The organism is Caulobacter sp. GW821-FHT11E10 (assembly GCF_058808375.1).
Genome location: NZ_JBXARP010000009.1, coordinates 153942 through 169754, shown reverse-complemented (window position 1 = coordinate 169754; position 15813 = coordinate 153942). Strand labels below are relative to the sequence as shown.

At 67.3% G+C, this 15813-nt stretch carries 15 protein-coding genes; 6 read left to right on the top strand and 9 right to left on the bottom strand.

What is annotated here, in order from left to right; genetic code table 11:
- The first annotated feature begins 5 nt into the window (after positions 1-5).
- The gene (locus tag AC1RRV_RS19435; RefSeq protein ID WP_492861286.1) at positions 6-1157 is read left to right on the top strand and encodes a glycosyltransferase family 61 protein; all 1152 of its coding nucleotides are present in this window, start codon (positions 6-8) and stop codon (positions 1155-1157) included.
- Here AC1RRV_RS19435 and AC1RRV_RS19430 read toward each other — a convergent pair.
- The 6 genes from AC1RRV_RS19430 to AC1RRV_RS19405 form a co-directional block, all read right to left on the bottom strand.
- Complete coding sequence (locus tag AC1RRV_RS19430) at positions 1152-1424, bottom strand: hypothetical protein (RefSeq protein WP_492861285.1); 273 nt, start codon at positions 1422-1424, stop codon at positions 1152-1154. The two genes, AC1RRV_RS19435 and AC1RRV_RS19430, sit on opposite strands and share 6 nt — an antisense overlap.
- 97 nt (positions 1425-1521) lie before the next feature.
- Positions 1522-1953 carry a hypothetical protein gene (locus AC1RRV_RS19425; protein ID WP_492861284.1) on the bottom strand — a complete coding sequence of 144 codons (432 nt, stop codon included), beginning with the start codon at positions 1951-1953 and terminating at the stop codon, positions 1522-1524.
- On the bottom strand, positions 1950-2396 hold the full coding sequence (locus tag AC1RRV_RS19420; protein WP_492861282.1) for a hypothetical protein: 447 nt from the start codon (positions 2394-2396) through the stop codon (positions 1950-1952). The genes AC1RRV_RS19425 and AC1RRV_RS19420 overlap by 4 nt, the downstream gene beginning before the upstream one ends.
- A 79-nt stretch (positions 2397-2475) precedes the next feature.
- Positions 2476-2616 carry a hypothetical protein gene (locus AC1RRV_RS19415; protein WP_492861281.1) on the bottom strand — a complete coding sequence of 47 codons (141 nt, stop codon included), beginning with the start codon at positions 2614-2616 and terminating at the stop codon, positions 2476-2478.
- A 72-nt stretch (positions 2617-2688) separates the two neighbouring features.
- On the bottom strand, positions 2689-3456 hold the full coding sequence (locus tag AC1RRV_RS19410; protein WP_492861279.1) for a helix-turn-helix domain-containing protein: 768 nt from the start codon (positions 3454-3456) through the stop codon (positions 2689-2691).
- Positions 3457-3571: 115 nt separating this feature from the next.
- The gene (locus tag AC1RRV_RS19405) at positions 3572-5314 is read right to left on the bottom strand and encodes a DEAD/DEAH box helicase (protein WP_492861278.1); all 1743 of its coding nucleotides are present in this window, start codon (positions 5312-5314) and stop codon (positions 3572-3574) included.
- Between the two features lie 123 nt (positions 5315-5437).
- Between AC1RRV_RS19405 and AC1RRV_RS19400 the strand changes: the two genes are divergently transcribed.
- From AC1RRV_RS19400 to mfd, 3 genes are read left to right on the top strand one after another with little or no spacing between them, the layout of a single operon-like run.
- Positions 5438-6169 (top strand): class I SAM-dependent methyltransferase, encoded by a 732-nt coding sequence (locus AC1RRV_RS19400; protein ID WP_492861430.1) that lies wholly within the window; start codon positions 5438-5440, stop codon positions 6167-6169.
- Between the two features lie 41 nt (positions 6170-6210).
- Positions 6211-6504, top strand: a complete 294-nt coding sequence (locus AC1RRV_RS19395; RefSeq protein WP_492861429.1) for an FAD assembly factor SdhE — start codon at positions 6211-6213, stop codon at positions 6502-6504.
- Positions 6505-6538: 34 nt separating this feature from the next.
- Entirely contained in the window at positions 6539-10006 is a 3468-nt protein-coding gene (mfd, locus tag AC1RRV_RS19390; RefSeq protein ID WP_492861277.1) for a transcription-repair coupling factor, read from the top strand.
- Positions 10007-10012: 6 nt separating this feature from the next.
- Here mfd and AC1RRV_RS19385 read toward each other — a convergent pair whose 3' ends face one another.
- From AC1RRV_RS19385 to AC1RRV_RS19375, 3 genes are all read right to left on the bottom strand, one after another.
- Positions 10013-10171: a hypothetical protein gene (locus AC1RRV_RS19385; protein ID WP_492861276.1), complete on the bottom strand. Its 159-nt coding sequence runs from the start codon at positions 10169-10171 to the stop codon at positions 10013-10015.
- 695 nt (positions 10172-10866) lie between these two features.
- Positions 10867-12657: a hypothetical protein gene (locus AC1RRV_RS19380; protein WP_492861275.1), complete on the bottom strand. Its 1791-nt coding sequence runs from the start codon at positions 12655-12657 to the stop codon at positions 10867-10869.
- Positions 12658-12763: 106 nt separating this feature from the next.
- A complete protein-coding gene (locus AC1RRV_RS19375; RefSeq protein ID WP_492861274.1) occupies positions 12764-13279 on the bottom strand; it encodes a GNAT family N-acetyltransferase in 516 nt (171 codons plus the stop codon).
- Between the two features lie 141 nt (positions 13280-13420).
- Between AC1RRV_RS19375 and secG the strand changes: the two genes are divergently transcribed.
- Both secG and pyrG read left to right on the top strand, forming a co-directional pair.
- On the top strand, positions 13421-13969 hold the full coding sequence (secG, locus tag AC1RRV_RS19370) for a preprotein translocase subunit SecG (protein ID WP_492861273.1): 549 nt from the start codon (positions 13421-13423) through the stop codon (positions 13967-13969).
- 114 nt (positions 13970-14083) lie between these two features.
- Positions 14084-15736: a CTP synthase gene (gene pyrG, locus AC1RRV_RS19365; RefSeq protein WP_492861272.1), complete on the top strand. Its 1653-nt coding sequence runs from the start codon at positions 14084-14086 to the stop codon at positions 15734-15736.
- The last annotated feature ends 77 nt before the right edge of the window (positions 15737-15813 follow it).

Here is a 15813-nt window from a genome sequence, read left to right as displayed (position 1 = left end):
GGCCCATGACCGCGCCGCTCGCCCTGCGCCCCATCGTCGAAGCCCAGGATCTGCCGCGCATGCAGGTCGCCGAGTTGCGCGAGCGGTTCGCGCGCGGCGATCCGGGTGTCGCGTGGTCGCCGGAGCACGACGCCTCGGCCGGCGCGCCGCTGGGCCTTGTGGGCGGCCCAGAGGCCGACGCCTGGCCGCATGACATCGCCACGCCGCCGCCGGTCAACGTGCCGGCGCTCTGCGCGGTCGGCGAGACCTGGTGGTTTCCAGGCTTCGGCGGGCTGATCGGGACCAACGGCGCGCTCTATAACGCCACGGTCGGCGAGGCGCGGCACGGCTCGCAGGACCTGTCAGCGATCCCCGGCCTTGGCGCGAACGCGACCCGCTTTACGCCGCCGACCTCGGCGCTCGAGATGGACAGCGGAGCGGTGTTTCTGCCCTGGGGGGCGACCTTCAACTACGGCCATTTCGTCATCGACGCCTTGCCGTCGCTTCTGGCGCTGGAACAGGCGGGACTGCTGGGCGCGGCCCCGGCCCTCGCGCCGAAGCTGACCAGTTGGCAAAGCGACCTGATCGCCATGGCCTTTCCGGCGATCGAACTCCGCGAGATCGACGCGCCGGTCGTCCGCCTGAAGCGCGCGACCTTCTCGACGAGCATGGATCACTTTCTGCACCATCCGAACGGCCTGTTGGCCGAGGTGGCGGCGCGGGTGCTTGAGCGGGCCCCGGCGGGACGCGGCGCACGGCGGGTCTATCTCTCGCGGCGTGGCCAATCGATGCGGGTGATGGTCGGTGAGGCGGCGCTCGAGCGCGCCCTGGCATCGCGGGGCTTCACGATCGTCCGACCCGAAACCCTGGGCGCCGGCGAGCAGATCGCCCTGATGCGCGACGCCGAGGTCGTGGTCGGCGCCAGCGGCGCGGCCCTGGCCAATGCGGTCTTCCTGCCGCGCGGCGCGCGGGTCGTGGAGATCCAGCCGCTGAACTTCACCAGCCAGTGGGTGAGGGCGGCTTGCCGGCAAGTTGGCGTCGACTGGCGCGGCTATGTCTGCGCGTCACCATGCCCGGCGCGCGAGGCGCCGGTGCTGGCGAGGTTCCGTCGCGGCTTCAAGTTCGCCTTCAGGCCGTCGCTGGACGACCTGCTGACGTTCGTGGATGCGGCCCTATAGGATGCCCTTGCGGCCCGGCGCCCAGGGATCGAGCGACTGCTCTTCCTCGCGCTTGACCATGCCGTAGTAGCCGGCCACCCAGACGACGGCGAAGGTCACCAGGCCGCCCCAGAAGCCGCCGGGCGTGGCGAACCACACCGTTAGCGCGCTGATGCTCGCGGCCAGGCCCAGCATGGACCAGCGCAGCAGCACCGCGAAGGCGTGGTAGGTCTTCTCGTGCGCGATGAGGATGGCTTGCTTGTCGAGTTCGGGTTCGATGGCGGCCAAAGGCAGTCCTCCCATTCTTGTTGGGCGCGACCGGGCCGAGCTTCGGCGCGATCAAGCCGAGAACGAGAAGGACGATAACAGCGTTCCGCGAGCTGGGCTATTGGTCGGTGAGGGTCTCGGTGCGGTTTCCTCGCGCGACCGATGACAGCGAAATAGCGAGCCAGATCGCGGCGCCGACGTCGAACGCCATGCAGAACGGCGGCCACCAAGTCGGCGCGCCTGGATTGACGATGAACTGGCCGTGGACCATGTCCATGGCGCCATGCAAGGCCAGTCCCGCGACGATGAGCCAGAGGCTGCTCCGGAAACCCACGACCGCCGCCGCCAGGAAGACACAGGCGACGAGCCCGTCCTGGCCAAGCGCCGCCACCGATCCGCCCATCACCGCGAAGAGCAGGTAATACGAGGCGATCACGATCAACATCACGGGGTAGACGGCGCGATCACGGTCGAGCCCGGTGGCGCGGGTGAACCCGCAGACGGCCAGGGCGGCCAGCGCGCCGATCGCGAGGGCGGGAAGGGCGCTCATCGTAGCAAGGCCTCCACCGAGCCCGCGAACAGCACGACAAAACCGCCGATCTCGCCGACGATCAGGGCGTACATGAAGAGGCCGACGACGCCGCCATGAACGGTCCCGCGTCCGAGGCGATGGGGCCGGCGAAGCTGGTTGTCGGTGTCCCGCAGCACGCCGTGGACGGCGTAGGTTCCGACGGCAAGGGCGAAGAAGGCCACGGGAATGGCGACGGCCAGCACATTGACAGTTTCGGGCCAGATGCTCTTGCGGGCGAACTCGGCCAGCACCAGGCACGCGAAGGCGTACATCAGGGCCGCGCGGTGGCAGACGTCGACATAGACCGGCGCCGCGCCGGTCTCGTCGGTGATCATGTGGTGGTACTTCCACACGCCCGTGATCAGGCCCGTGAGGAAGAGTAGGCCGCACGCCAGAAGCGCCAGATGGGTCGCGCCGATCATTCCAAATCCAGGTCTCGGTTGTCGGGAAGGCGTGAGCGAGCGCCGCGCGCGATGAGCGTCGACGCCCGCTCCTGGCCGATCAGGCGGCGCAGTTCTCGGCCGGCGTGCAGACGCAGGCGTCGCCGCAGCGGCAGTCCGGACCACAGCCGCAGCCCGGACGGTTGCAGGGGCCGGCGTCCTGGGTTTCGGCGACGGCTTGGGTTTGGGTGTCTTCGATCATCGGATCGTCCTTTCGTGAGTGGATGATCCGATGTTTAGCGGGCCGGCTGGGTGGTCCGCTTGAACGCAACAGCTAGACAAGTTCCAGGCTGATCGGCGCGACGCCGTACATCCGACGGAAGGTCCGGCTGAAGTGGGCGGAGTCGGCGAAACCGGCTTCGTGGGCCGCCGAGGTCAGGTTGGCGCCGTCGACCATCGGGCCGAGCGCACGGTTCAGTCGAATCCACAGCAGGTAGGTCTTGAAGGACAGCCCGGTCTGCTCGACGAACAGGTGGCTGAAGCGGCTCGGCGACAGGCCCGCCAGGGCGGCGGCGTCCGCCAGCCGGATCGGGTCCTGCCATTCGCGGCCAGCCCAGGCGATCACCGTCGCGATCCTTGGGTCGACAGGCCTGTGGCCCACGCCACTCGCCAGGTGATCGACCAGGGCCTGTCCGGTGGCGATCAGGGTTTCGTCGTTCGGCGCTTCCCGCAGGCGGTTCAGGTGTTCGTCGAGACCGGCGATCAGGGCCGCAGGCGGAGCGCAGAGATCATTCTCGCCGAACAGCGCCGCGGCGATGGCCCTTCCGGCCCGGCTTTCGGGCTCCACGAACAGGATGGCGTAGGCGCCTTGAGCCTCGAACTGGTGCGAAGTGTCAGGGGCGATCGCCAGGCAATCGCCGGCCAGTGTCCCGTCCGCCGTGCGGAGCTGGAAAGTCCCGCCCAGGCTGAAGACGATCTGGATGGCATGGTGGGCGTGGAAGTCGTTGCGGGGCGGTTTGTCCGGCTCAGGCGGCGGCGTCCGCAGCAGCCACAAGCTGGCGCCTTGCCAGCCGACGATCTTCACCCGCGCCAGTCGCTCCATAGCAGGGTGATCCTAGCGGCTTGGACGGAAAGCGGAACCGAGCCCTCAAACGAAAAACGCCGGACGATCCCGCCCGGCGCTTTCCATTTGTCTGGGACGTCGAAGGCTCGACGCCTTACTTCCCGCGCGGCGGGCGCGCCAGGAAGGCCGGGACGTCGTTGCCGAACCCGACCACGCGACGATCGTCGTCGTCCTCGCGGCCACGGATGGGTTGGACGCCGCGAACCGGGCGTTCGTAGCGTTCCGGGCGTTCGCTCGGCTCAGGGCGTTCGGTCCGTTCGGGACGCTCGGTCCGCTCCGGACGTTCAGCACGTGCGGGGCGCTCAGCGCGATCCGGGCGCTCGGCGCGCGCAGGACGCTCGGCCCGAGGTGCACGTTCAGCGCGTTCAGGACGTTCCGAACGCTCGGCGCGCTCGGGCCGTTCAGCCACTTCGACGGCTTCCGCCGCGGCGGGGGCGTCAGCGCGAGGCTCGCGGTCACGGTTGCGGTCACGGCGCGGGCGACGCTCGCGGGCGGGACGCTCCTCGGCGACACCGGCTTCGGGCGCTTCGACCGTGGCGGCCTCGACCGTTTCGGCGGGCGCGGCCTCGGCGACGGCGTCTTCCGAACGACCGCGGCCACGCGCGCGCGGCGACGGACGATCACCGCGTTCGCCACGATCGCGATCGCGACCGCCCCGCTTGCGGTCACGGTCGCCGTCGCGCTTGACGGTCACGGCGTTGGAGTAGTCGAGGTCCAGCTTCTCTTCGTCGGGCGTCGAGCCGATCAGCTTGACGACCTTGTCGAAGCCTTTGTCGTCGGCCGGGGTCACCAGCATGTAGGTCACGCCCGAACGCCCGGCCCGGCCGGTGCGGCCGATGCGGTGGACGTAGTCGTCGGCGTGGTGCGGGACGTCGTAGTTGAAGACGTGGCTGACGGCCGGAATGTCCAGGCCGCGCGCGGCGACGTCCGAGGCGACCAGGATCTTCAGCGCGCCCGAGCGGAAGTCCGCCAGGGTCTTCATGCGCTGGCTCTGGTCGAGGTCGCCGTGGATCGCGGCGGCGTCGAAGCCGTGCGAGCGCAGCGACTTGGCGACGATGTCGACTTCGGTCTTCCGGTTGCAGAACACGATGCCGGTCTCGATCTGGGCCTTCTCGATCAGCGCGCGCAGCGCCAGGCGCTTGGCCTTGGGATCGGAGGAGGGGACCTTCACCAGCAACTGGGTGATGTTCTCGTTCGTCGTCGCCGGGCGCGCCGCCTCGATCCGCACGGGATCCTTGAGGAACTGCTTGGTCAGGCGGGTGATTTCCGGCGGCATGGTCGCCGAGAAGAACAGGGTCTGCTTCTTCGGCGGCGTCATCTTGAAGATGCGCTCGATGTCCGGGATGAAGCCCATGTCCAGCATGCGGTCGGCCTCGTCGACGACGAGGAACTGCACGCCGGTCATCAGCAGCTTGCCGCGCTCGAAGTGGTCGAGCAGGCGGCCGGGCGTGGCGATCAGCACGTCGACGCCACGGTCCAGCTTCTTTTCCTGGTCGCCGAACGAGACGCCGCCGATCAGCAGCGCCCAGGAGAGCTTGGTGCCCTTGGCGTACTTCTCGAAGCTGGCGGCGACCTGGTCGGCCAGCTCGCGGGTCGGGGCGATGACCAGGGCGCGCGGCATGCGGGCCTTGGCGCGGCCCGACTGCAGCTTGTCGATCAGCGGAAGGGTGAAGGCGGCGGTCTTGCCGGTGCCCGTCTGGGCGATGCCGAGCACGTCCTGGCCCGCGAGGGCGACCGGAATGGCCTGGGCTTGAATGGGGGTCGCAGTGGTATAGCCGGTGTCGGCGACCGCCTGCAGGGTCGTGGGCAAGAGCCCGAGGTCGGAAAATTCTGTCATTACACGCTGGATCTGATCGGAGCCGCCCGTGCTTGGGCGAGCGGGCGGCGCGGATTCGCCAGACCTGCTCCGAAGGTGGGGATAAATAGGCCGAAAGACGGCAAAGTCAATCGCCACAAGGCGATAGGGGGTATTCGGAAGATGAGCGACAACGGCTGGAAAGCCTCGGCCCAAGCCTGGGTCGCCGATATGGGGGATCACGGCGACTATGGCCGCCGGTATGTGCTGGACGCGCCGATGACCGAGCGCCTGCGCTTGCTGACGCCTGGCCGGGCGCTGGATGTCGGCTGCGGGGAAGGGCGGTTCTGCCGGATTCTGCGCCGCGAGGGCTTCGATCCCATCGGCCTGGACCCAACGGTCGAACTGCTGGAAGTCGCCCGGGCGAAGGATCCGGAAGGCCAGTATGTGGAAGGCCGCGCCGAGGCGCTGGCGTTCGCCGACGCCGGCTTCGACCTGGTCGTCGCCTGCCTGTCGCTGATCGATATCGAAGACGCCGGCCGCGCGATCGCCGAGATGGCGCGGGTCCTGAAGCCCGGCGGGACCCTGCTGGTCGCCAACCTGACCGGCTTTTCGAGCGCCCGCGCCAACGACGGCTGGCAGAGGAACCTGCTGGGGCGGAAGACCCACTTCGCCATCGACCACTATCTCGAGCCCCGCGCCTCGTGGCAGCGCTGGCGCGGCATCGAGATCATCAACTGGCATCGTCCGCTGAAGGACTACATGCAGTGGTTCCTGGGCGCGGGCTTGGTCCTGACCCATTTCGACGAGCCCGCGCCCGTCGGCGGCGATCCCGAGCGTGCTGACAGATATCGGCGAGCGCCCTGGTACGTGATCATGGAATGGCGCAAGCCGTAATACTGGCGCCTCGACGACCGCCGCTCTATATCCGCCCGGGCATGACCATCGACCACGACTCCCGCCTTCGGCGCCTTCGTTTCCGCGCCTGGCATCGCGGATTCCGGGAAGCGGACCTGATTTTGGGCCCGTTCGCGGACGTCCATGGCCCGAACCTCACGCCAGAGCAGTTCGACACCCTGGAAACCCTGCTCGAAGAGTCGGATCGCGAGATCTACGCCTGGATCGTCGGCCAGGAGCCGACGCCTCAAAAGTTCGAGACCGATGTCCTGGCGATGATCCGTGCGTTCCGGTTCGAGGCGCACGCCTCGCGTCCCGCCGGCGACGGCGCCTGACCTAGATCACCTGACCTAGATTTAAAGAGACTTGATGGCCTACGACGCCAAACAGATCGCCAAGGCCGCCGGTGGCTTGACCCTGGCCGGCGCGCCGGAAGGCTTCGACACGCTGGTGATGGCCGACATCGCCCGCGCCCGTGGCGGCCTGACCGCGTTCGTGGCCCGCGACACCGCCCGCGCCGGCGCGTTCATCGACGCCCTGAAGTTCTTCGCGCCCGAGATCGAGGGCGTGCTGTTTCCGTCGTGGGACTGCCTGCCGTACGACCGGATCGGTCCGTCCCCAGGGGTCTCGGCGACCCGAATGTCGACCCTGGCGCGCCTGGCCCGGGGCCTGGGTGAGACGAAGCCGGCCATCCTGGTCATCGCCGCGCCCGCCCTGCTGCAGCGCGTGCCGACCAAGGATGTGCTGCTGCGCGCGTCCTACAGCGCCAAGGTCGGCAATGTGGTCGATATCAAGGACCTGGAGCGCTATTTCGCCGTCAATGGCTACGCCCGCGCCTCCACCGTCTCCGAGCGTGGCGAGTTCGCGATCCGGGGCGGGGTCATCGACGTCTATCCGCCGGCCGCCGAGGAGCCGGTGCGCCTCGATCTGTTCGGCGACACGCTGGAGAGCATTCGGGCCTTCGATCCCGAGACCCAGCGCTCCACCAAGCAGCTGAGGGAGATCGACCTCTTGCCGGTCAGCGAGGCCCTGCTGGACGCCGAAGGGATCTCGCGGTTCCGCAAGGGCTATGTCGCCGAGTTCGGCGCGCCGGGGGACGACCCGCTGTATGCGACGGTGAGCGAAGGCGGGCGCCGGGCCGGCCTCGAACACTGGCTACCGCTGTTCTACGAGCGGATGGCGACCCTGTTCGACTATCTGCCGGCCGGTTCCCTGATCGGCGTCGACCACCAGGCCGCCGAGGCTCGCGACGAGCGCCTGGCCATGATCCTTGACGCCTACGAGGCTCGCGCCCAGGCCGACCGCAAGTCGGCCTATCGCCCGTTGCCGCCCGAAGCCCTGTACCTGACGGTCGCGGAGTGGGAGCGGGAGCTTTCCGACCGCACGCACCGCAAGTTCACACCGTTCCAGCCGCAAGGCCTGGACGTGGTCGACCTGGGCGCGAAGCTCGGCCGGGTGTTCGCCGCCGAGCGGGCCCAGGACAGCGTCAACCTGTTCGAGGCCACCGCAACCCACGCCCGCGATCTCGCGGGCAATGGAAAACGCGTGCTGTTCGCCTCGTGGTCAGAGGGCTCGTCCGAGCGCCTGGGGACCATGCTGTCCGATCACGGGCTGAAGAAGATCCCCTATGCCGGCTACTGGCAGGCGGCCAAGGCCAATGACCCGAAGACGCCGCAGCGCGTCGTGCTGCCGTTGGACCACGGCTTCGAGACCGACCAACTGGCGGTCATCTCCGAGACCGATATCCTCGGCGACCGCCTGGCCCGACCGCGCAAGAAGCGTCGCGCCGCCAACTTCCTGGCCGAGGCTTCAGCGCTGACGCCCGGCGACCTCGTCGTCCACATCGACCACGGCATCGGCCGCTACGAGGGCCTCAAGACCCTCGACGTGCAGGGCGCGCCGCACGACTGCCTGGACCTGCTGTATGGCGGGGAGGCCAAGCTCTATCTGCCGGTCGAGAACATCGACCTCCTGACCCGCTACGGCGCGGCCGATCCCGAGACGGTCCAGCTGGACAAGCTGGGCGGCGCGGCCTGGCAGGGCCGCAAGGCCAAGGCCAGGGAGCGTCTGCGGATCATGGCCGAGGGCCTGATCCAGATCGCCGCCGCTCGCCAACTCAAGCATGTCGAGGAGACCGACCCGCCGTCGGGCGTGTTCGACGAGTTCTGCGCCCGCTTCCCCTACGAGGAGACGGACGACCAGCTCAGCGCCATCCATGATGTGCTCGAGGACCTGTCGTCCGGCAAGCCGATGGACCGCTTGATCTGTGGCGACGTCGGCTTCGGCAAGACCGAGGTCGCCCTGCGCGCGGCCTTCGTCGTGGCGATGAGCGGCAAGCAGGTGGCCATCGTCTGCCCGACGACCCTGCTGGCCCGCCAGCACTACAAGACCTTCAAGGACCGCTTCCAGGGCTGGCCGATCAAGATCACGCGCCTTTCGCGCCTGGTCACCGGCAAGGAAGCCTCGGAAACCCGCGAGGGCCTGGCCAACGGTCAGCTGGAGATCGTGGTCGGCACCCACGCCATCCTGTCCAAGCAGGTGTCGTTCAAGGACCTGGGCCTCGTCATCGTCGACGAGGAGCAGCACTTCGGGGTCAAGCACAAGGAGAAGCTCAAGGAGCTTCGCGCCGACGTGCACATGCTGACCCTGACGGCGACACCGATCCCGCGCACCCTCCAGATGGCGCTCAGCGGCATTCGCGAGATGTCGATCATCGCCACCCCGCCGGTCGATCGCCTGGCGGTGCGCACCTATATCAGCCCGTTCGACCCGGTGACGCTGCGCGAGGCCCTGCTGCGCGAGAAGTACCGCGGCGGCCAGTCCTACTATGTCGTACCGCGCATCAAGGACCTGGAGGACATCGAGAAGTTCCTCCGCACCCAGGTGCCCGAGGTGAAGTACGTCGTCGGCCACGGCCAGATGGCGGCCACTCAGCTGGAAGACGTGATGACGGCCTTCTACGAGGGCCAGTACGATGTGCTTCTCGCGACCACGATCGTCGAGAGCGGCCTGGATATCCCGTCGGCCAACACCCTGATCGTCCACCGCGCCGACATGTTCGGCCTGGCCCAGCTCTATCAGATCCGGGGCCGCGTCGGTCGCTCCAAGGCCCGCGCCTATGCCTATCTGACGACTCCGGTCGAGAAATCACTGACCCTGTCGGCCGAGAAGCGCCTGCAGGTGCTGCAGTCGCTGGACAGTCTGGGGGCCGGCTTCCAGCTGGCCAGCCACGACCTGGACCAGCGCGGCGGCGGCAACCTGCTGGGCGACGAACAGAGCGGCCACATCAAGGAGATCGGGGTCGAGCTCTATCAGCAGATGCTGGAGGACGCCGTCGCCGAGCTGCGTCAACGCCAGGGCCAGGAGGCCTTGCTGGAGGATCGCGGCTGGTCGCCGCAGATCAATACCGGCTCGGCCGTGATGATCCCCGACGAGTATGTGCCCGACCTGAATGTGCGCCTGTCGCTCTATCGCCGCCTGTCGGACGCCGAGCAGGCCAATGACCGCGAGGCCCTGGCCGCCGAGATGATCGACCGCTTCGGCCCGCTGCCGCCCGAGACCGACTCCTTGCTCAAGGTCGTCGCCATCAAGGGCCTGTGCCGCGAAGCCAATGTCGCCAAGATCGACGTGGGTCCAAAGGGCGCGGTCGCCAGCTTCCGCAACGACACCTACGCCAATCCGCTGGGGCTGATGCAGTACGTCGGCAAGAACAATCTGATCTGGAAGGTCCGCCCGGACCAGAAGGTCGTGATCAAGGGCGAGTGGGACACCCCTGCCCAGCGCCTCGACGCGGCCGAGAAGATCCTCAGCGTGCTGGCCAGGCTGGCCAAGGAGTAGGGCGCTTCAGTCGGCGCCGTTGCCCGGGTCGGTCGCGGTGGGATCGTGCGTCGCGTTGGTCTTCTTGGTCGGATCCAGCTCCGGTGGCGGCGGCGCCTCCAGGCCGGCGGGATGAGCTTCATTCTCGTTGGCGGGCTCGGGCGCCTTGGTCGGTTCGTGGGGCATGATGATCGCCTCTGCTGCCCTGAAGAGAACCCGTGGGCGAGGGCTTGGCTCCGAGACCGTCGACCGGGACGGGGATAATCCCGTCTCTCAGAGAGGGCGAGGGGGCCGCGCCGTCCCCTGGGGCCAGAGTCGGCTACGCCGCCTGGGATGACGAGTGTTGGGGATTGGTAGTGCTCGGTCCTCGGAATTCACAAAGTAGAACCAAGCAAAACCAACGACTTGTCGATTTTACGCGCCGCCCAATCATCCGCGTTCAAAACGCCCGCAATACTAATCCCACCTGACGGCTTGGAAGGGACGTCCGGCCGGCGATCGTGACGGCTGTCAGGGGTGGTCGAGCGGGTAGCGCTCGTCGGCGCGGGGTCATGCCCGCAACCGCATCCCTCCTGAGGTAGTCGACCCTGGAACACAAAAACGACGTGGGATGTCGGGCTGATGAGAGCAACGGGCCCGGGCTGAAATCGCCCGAGCACTCCGGGACCGGGGTCGTCGCCCCGGCCCGCCCGTCGGGGGCCTCTTTCGGAAGCGGGTTAAGACCCCGCGCGTCGAGGGCTCACCGGATAACGGCCGCGCGGAGCGTTCGGTCTTCGTCGAAACGGTATTCACTACCCACACTCCGGGCGTCGCCCGGGCGCTCCGCGTCCCTTTCGGAACTTCAGCGGCTCCGCCGCGTGAAGCGGCGGAGCCGTGAGGTCTCAGTCCGCCCAGTAGGCGACGTGGATGTGCATGTGACCGATGTCCTTGCCCAGGAAGATCAGATTACCCTCGGGGCCGATCTGGACGTGGGTGGGGATGTCGTCGCGGGCGCAGGTGACGGTCTCGCCGTAGCGGGTGTCGGTCAGGCGCACGGTGTCGGGCACGCCCTCGGCGGGCAGCAGGGGGGTGACCCCGTTGACGGTCAGGATGCCGAACTGGCGCCACTTGAGCGGCTTGGGCTCCTTGCCGTTCCAGTTCTCGCCGAGGCGCGCGCTGGCGATGTGGCGGACCGGGATGTCGCTGATGCCGAACAGGTTGTCGCGACGCCATTGCTGGTAGAACCAGCTGTCGACGCTGCCGGCCGAGCAGAAGTTCTCGTTGACCACATTGGGCCAGCTGTCGCGGATGGCGGTGGCGCGGGCGTTGAACAGCTGGAAATAGCCGTTCGGCTCGAAATTGGTCTTCTCGCTGTCCTTGCCCTCGACCTTTTGGCTGTCGATCCGGCCCGTGAAGTAGAGGCAGCCAGGGTTCCACGAGTGGGACATGAAGATCTCGTAGAGACCCTCGTGCATCAGGATGTCGGCGTCGGTGAACACCACCCAGTCGGCGTCCTTCAGGGTCTTCAGGCCGTCATTGAGCATCTTGCCCTTGTTGAAGGCCTGGTCGTCCTCGAAGCAGCGGTCCGAGATCACGAGGGTCGCGCCGTTCTCCTTGACGACCTCCTGGGTGCGCAGGTCGTCGCTGGAGGTGACGACGATGATCTCGTCGAACTCGCGCATGTTGGAGGGCAGGGTCAGGGCCAGGTCGTCGCCGTAGCCGACCGAGGTCAGGACGCAGGCCAGCTTGCGCGGCTTGGTCGAGTTGTGACCGATGCCGACGCGGCGGCCCGAGCTGGCGTCGCCGACATAGTTGTCGCGCGTCTCGACCTGGCGCTTCTGCATGTGCAGTTCCGGGTCGAACATCTCGTAGGCGCGCTTGCGGATCGCCGGGCTGCCCAGCTTCTTGAGGATCGCCTTGTGCTCGGCCGAGATGATGTCGCGGTCCAGCAGGTCCAGCTGCGACGGACCCGGCTGGGCCAGGCCGCAATAGTTGCAGAGGTCCAGCTGGTCCTTGAAATCATCCGGGGTGCGCTGCCACCAGCCTTGCTCGACCGGCCAGGCGTGCTTGCCGCCGAAATAGAGCCGGTCGATGGCGCCGGCCACTTCGCAGAAATAGGCGCCCTTGTCGTTGATCGTCGCCGACCAGAGCTTCTGGACCCAGCAGTTGTCGCGATTGTACTCCCACTCGGCGTCCGACATGCCGGTGGCCTGGGTGTAGTCCTTGCGCGAGATCAACAGGGCCTGGTGCTGGCCGGCCGTCTCGTGGGTGTTGGTGTTGAAGTGGCTGTAGACCTCCATGATGGTCTCGTAGTTCTTGTAGAACCCGTTACCCAGGCTGGTCCAAAGGCCGCGACCGTTCGAGCGGTCGAACAGGCGCTGATTGGCGAAGTCGTTGAAATCCTTGATCGGCGCCTTGCCGTTCGAGGTGTTGTCGCCGCCCCACAGTTCGGCGAAGCGGCGCGAGATCTGCTCGAAATTGCCGTGCAGGGTGGGTTCGCCGGCGATGACGCCGATCACCTTGTTGGGGGCGTTCCAGCCCTCCATGCTCTTGACGGACCGCTCGAAGGTCTCAAGCGCCATGTCCGCGCGCTGCGTCTGGTGGGGGATCAGCCGGGTGCAGTTCGAGCAGGCGAGGTGGCACTTGGTGCTGATATCGATCTGGACGATATCCATGTCGGCGGGCGAGCGCATCGGGTTCTCCGTTCCAGACGCGGCCGATTCGTGGCGCGACGGTTAACAGGCAACATGCCTTTGTTAACCTTGCCGGTCGATAACACCGATCGCCGCACCCAAAAATCTAGAGCTGCAAACCGTAAAGTCGGCGGTCCCGGCGCTCTCCGTCGCGATGGACGGCGCCCTTCAGATAGCCCTCGGCCTTGAAGCCCAGCTTCTGCAGCAAGCGTTCGGAGCGGTTGTCGCCGACGTGGGTGCTGGCCACCAGGCTCTTGAGGCCGCTGCCGGCGCCGTGGGCGAGCAGGGCGCCGACGGCTTCGGAGCCGAAGCCCTGGCCCCAGCCCTTGCGGTCGACGACGAAGCGGATTTCGGCCCGGTCGTGGCGCTTGTCGATGTCGATGAACTCGCAATAGCCCAGGAACGCGCCGCTGAGCGTATGACGGATCGTCCAGTAGGCGGCGTCGCCCGCGATCATCTCGTCCACCTGGGCGGCCACGCGGCTGGCGACCTCGTCCGGATCCTCGATCGGCTCCTGGTCAAGATTCGACATCACCTCGGCGTCGCTGAGGAACGGATAGATCAGGGGCGCGTCGTCGACCGTCAGGGGCGTGAGGGTCAGGCGTTCGGTCTCGAGGATCATGCGGTCCGTAAGCTCGACTTTGGGGCTTGCGTTTGGGAGGGCGCTTCCCAGCTATGGCGCGGAGCCGGCTCTAGTGGTAGAGGGGCCGCTTCGTTTTTAACGCGGCATTTCGCCCGCGCCCGCATCGAGAACAACTTCGTCATGCTCATCGGCGTCCTGCTGGCCATTAACATCGTCGTCTGCCTCGGTCTGATCGGGGTCGTCCTGCTGCAACGCTCGGAAGGCGGCGCGCTGGGCATGGGCGGCGGGAACACGGGCTTCATGACCGCGCGCGGCGCCGGCGACCTGCTGACCCGCATCACCTGGATCCTGTTCTCGGTCTTCCTCGTGATCAGCCTGACGCTGACGCTGCTGACCGGCCGCGCCAACACCGGCGGTTCGGTGGCCGATCAGGTGAAGGGCCTCGACACCAAGTCCTTGAACGCCGCGCCGGCCCCGGTGGCTCCCGCGCCCGGTTCGCTGGATTCGCTGCCGCCCGCCGGCGCGATCCAGGCGCCGACCCCGCAGCTCAACACTCCGGCTCCGGCCGCCGCGCAGCCGTCGCTGCTGGCGCCCGCCGAACCCGCCAAGAAGCCGGCGGCGACGCCCAAGGCGGCTCCGAAGGCCGCGGCTAAACCGGCGGAGACGGCTCCGGCCGCCGCCGCTCCGCCCACCGTGGCGGCCCCGCCGGCCGAGCAGCCCAAGCCATAACCGTCCCAGACGGACTTTGAACCGACCCCCGAGGGCAACCTCGGGGGTTTAATCTTGTTGATGAACGCAGGTCTTTTCACCGGCGTCGTCGAATCACGGGTAATCTGATCGCCCATGACGCGGTACATTTTCATCACCGGCGGCGTGGTTTCCTCGCTTGGCAAGGGTTTGGCCTCGGCGGCGCTCGGCGCGCTGCTGCAAGCGCGTGGCTACACGGTCCGCCTTCGTAAGCTCGACCCCTATCTCAACGTCGATCCGGGCACGATGAGCCCGTATCAGCACGGCGAGGTCTTCGTGACCGACGACGGGGCCGAAACCGACCTCGACCTCGGCCACTACGAGCGCTTCACCGGCGTGTCGGCCAAGAAGGCCGACAACATCACCACCGGCCAGATCTACAAGACGATCATCGAGAAGGAGCGTCGCGGCGACTATCTCGGCGCGACCGTCCAGGTGATTCCGCACGTCACCAATGAGATCAAGGACTTCGTCCTGTCGCCGGCCATGGATGAGACAGGCGAGAAGCCGGTCGACTTCGTGCTGGTCGAGATCGGCGGCACGGTGGGCGACATCGAGGGGCTGCCGTTCTTCGAGGCCATCCGCCAACTGCGCCAAGACCTGCCGCGCAATCAGAGCTGCTACCTGCACCTGACCCTGCTGCCGTTCATCAAGACGGCCGGCGAGATGAAAACCAAGCCGACCCAGCACTCGGTCAAGGAACTGCGCTCGATCGGCATCCAGCCCGACATCCTGCTGTGCCGCTGCGAGCAGGAGATCCCGGCCGAGGAAAAGCGCAAGATCGCCCAGTTCTGCAACGTGCGGCCCAGCGCGGTCATCCAGGCGATGGACTCCGCGTCGATTTACGCGGTGCCGATCGACTATCACGAGCAGGGTCTGGACGCCGAAGTCCTCGACGTCTTCGGCATGAGCGACGCCCCGGCTCCGGACCTGACGCGCTGGAAGACGATCGACAACACTGTCCAGCATCCCGACGGCGAGGTGACCATCGCCGTCGTCGGCAAGTACACGGTGCTCAAGGACGCCTATAAGTCGCTGATTGAGGCCCTCCACCACGGCGGCCTGGCCAACAAGGTCAAGGTCAACCTGGACTGGGTCGAGAGCGAGACCTTCGAGGGCGATGAGGGCGCGGCCGCGGCTCGTCTGGAGAATGCCCACGCCATCATGGTGCCCGGCGGCTTCGGCGAACGTGGCGCTGAAGGAAAAATTCGAGCGGCCCAGTTCGCTCGCGAACGGAAGGTGCCGTACTTCGGTATCTGCTTCGGCATGCAGATGGCGGTCATCGAGACCCTGCGGAACGTCGCGGGCATCACGGACGCCAGCTCCAGCGAGTTCGGCCCTACCGAGCGTCCCGTGGTCGGCATCATGACCGAGTGGATCAAGGGCAACGAGACCGTCCAGCGCCGAGCTAACGACGACCTGGGCGGCACGATGCGCCTGGGGGCCTACGACGCGGTCCTGACGGCCGGTTCGAAGGTCGCCGAGATCTATGGCGGCACCGAGATCAGCGAGCGCCACCGCCACCGCTACGAGGTCAATATCGGCTACGCCCATCTGATGGAGGACGCCGGCCTCAAATTGACCGGCCGTTCGCCCAATGGCGTGCTGCCCGAGATCGTCGAGCGGGACGACCATCCGTGGTTCATCGGCGTTCAATATCACCCGGAACTGAAGAGCCGCCCGTTCGCGCCACACCCGCTTTTCGCCAGCTTTATCGCGGCGGCGAAGGAGCACGGACGCCTCGTTTAAGGGGCATTTTCCCGGGTCTTGCATCAGGGAAGAGATTCGGGCATAAGCGCGCCCTCACGCGGCGACCTGGGTTTTCC

What these genes read in the sequence shown, in the direction of transcription:
- AC1RRV_RS19435 (WP_492861286.1), top strand. Translation starts at nt 6, where the DNA reads ATGACCGCGCCGCTCGCCCTGCGCCCCATCGTCGAAGCCCAGGATCTG.
- AC1RRV_RS19425 (WP_492861284.1), bottom strand. Translation starts at nt 1,953, where the DNA reads ATGAGCGCCCTTCCCGCCCTCGCGATCGGCGCGCTGGCCGCCCTGGCC.
- AC1RRV_RS19420 (WP_492861282.1), bottom strand. Translation starts at nt 2,396, where the DNA reads ATGATCGGCGCGACCCATCTGGCGCTTCTGGCGTGCGGCCTACTCTTC.
- AC1RRV_RS19415 (WP_492861281.1), bottom strand. Translation starts at nt 2,616, where the DNA reads ATGATCGAAGACACCCAAACCCAAGCCGTCGCCGAAACCCAGGACGCC.
- AC1RRV_RS19410 (WP_492861279.1), bottom strand. Translation starts at nt 3,456, where the DNA reads ATGGAGCGACTGGCGCGGGTGAAGATCGTCGGCTGGCAAGGCGCCAGC.
- AC1RRV_RS19405 (WP_492861278.1), bottom strand. Translation starts at nt 5,314, where the DNA reads ATGACAGAATTTTCCGACCTCGGGCTCTTGCCCACGACCCTGCAGGCG.
- AC1RRV_RS19395 (WP_492861429.1), top strand. Translation starts at nt 6,211, where the DNA reads ATGACCATCGACCACGACTCCCGCCTTCGGCGCCTTCGTTTCCGCGCC.
- mfd (WP_492861277.1), top strand. Translation starts at nt 6,539, where the DNA reads ATGGCCTACGACGCCAAACAGATCGCCAAGGCCGCCGGTGGCTTGACC.
- AC1RRV_RS19385 (WP_492861276.1), bottom strand. Translation starts at nt 10,171, where the DNA reads ATGCCCCACGAACCGACCAAGGCGCCCGAGCCCGCCAACGAGAATGAA.
- AC1RRV_RS19380 (WP_492861275.1), bottom strand. Translation starts at nt 12,657, where the DNA reads ATGCGCTCGCCCGCCGACATGGATATCGTCCAGATCGATATCAGCACC.
- AC1RRV_RS19375 (WP_492861274.1), bottom strand. Translation starts at nt 13,279, where the DNA reads ATGATCCTCGAGACCGAACGCCTGACCCTCACGCCCCTGACGGTCGAC.
- secG (WP_492861273.1), top strand. Translation starts at nt 13,421, where the DNA reads ATGCTCATCGGCGTCCTGCTGGCCATTAACATCGTCGTCTGCCTCGGT.
- pyrG (WP_492861272.1), top strand. Translation starts at nt 14,084, where the DNA reads ATGACGCGGTACATTTTCATCACCGGCGGCGTGGTTTCCTCGCTTGGC.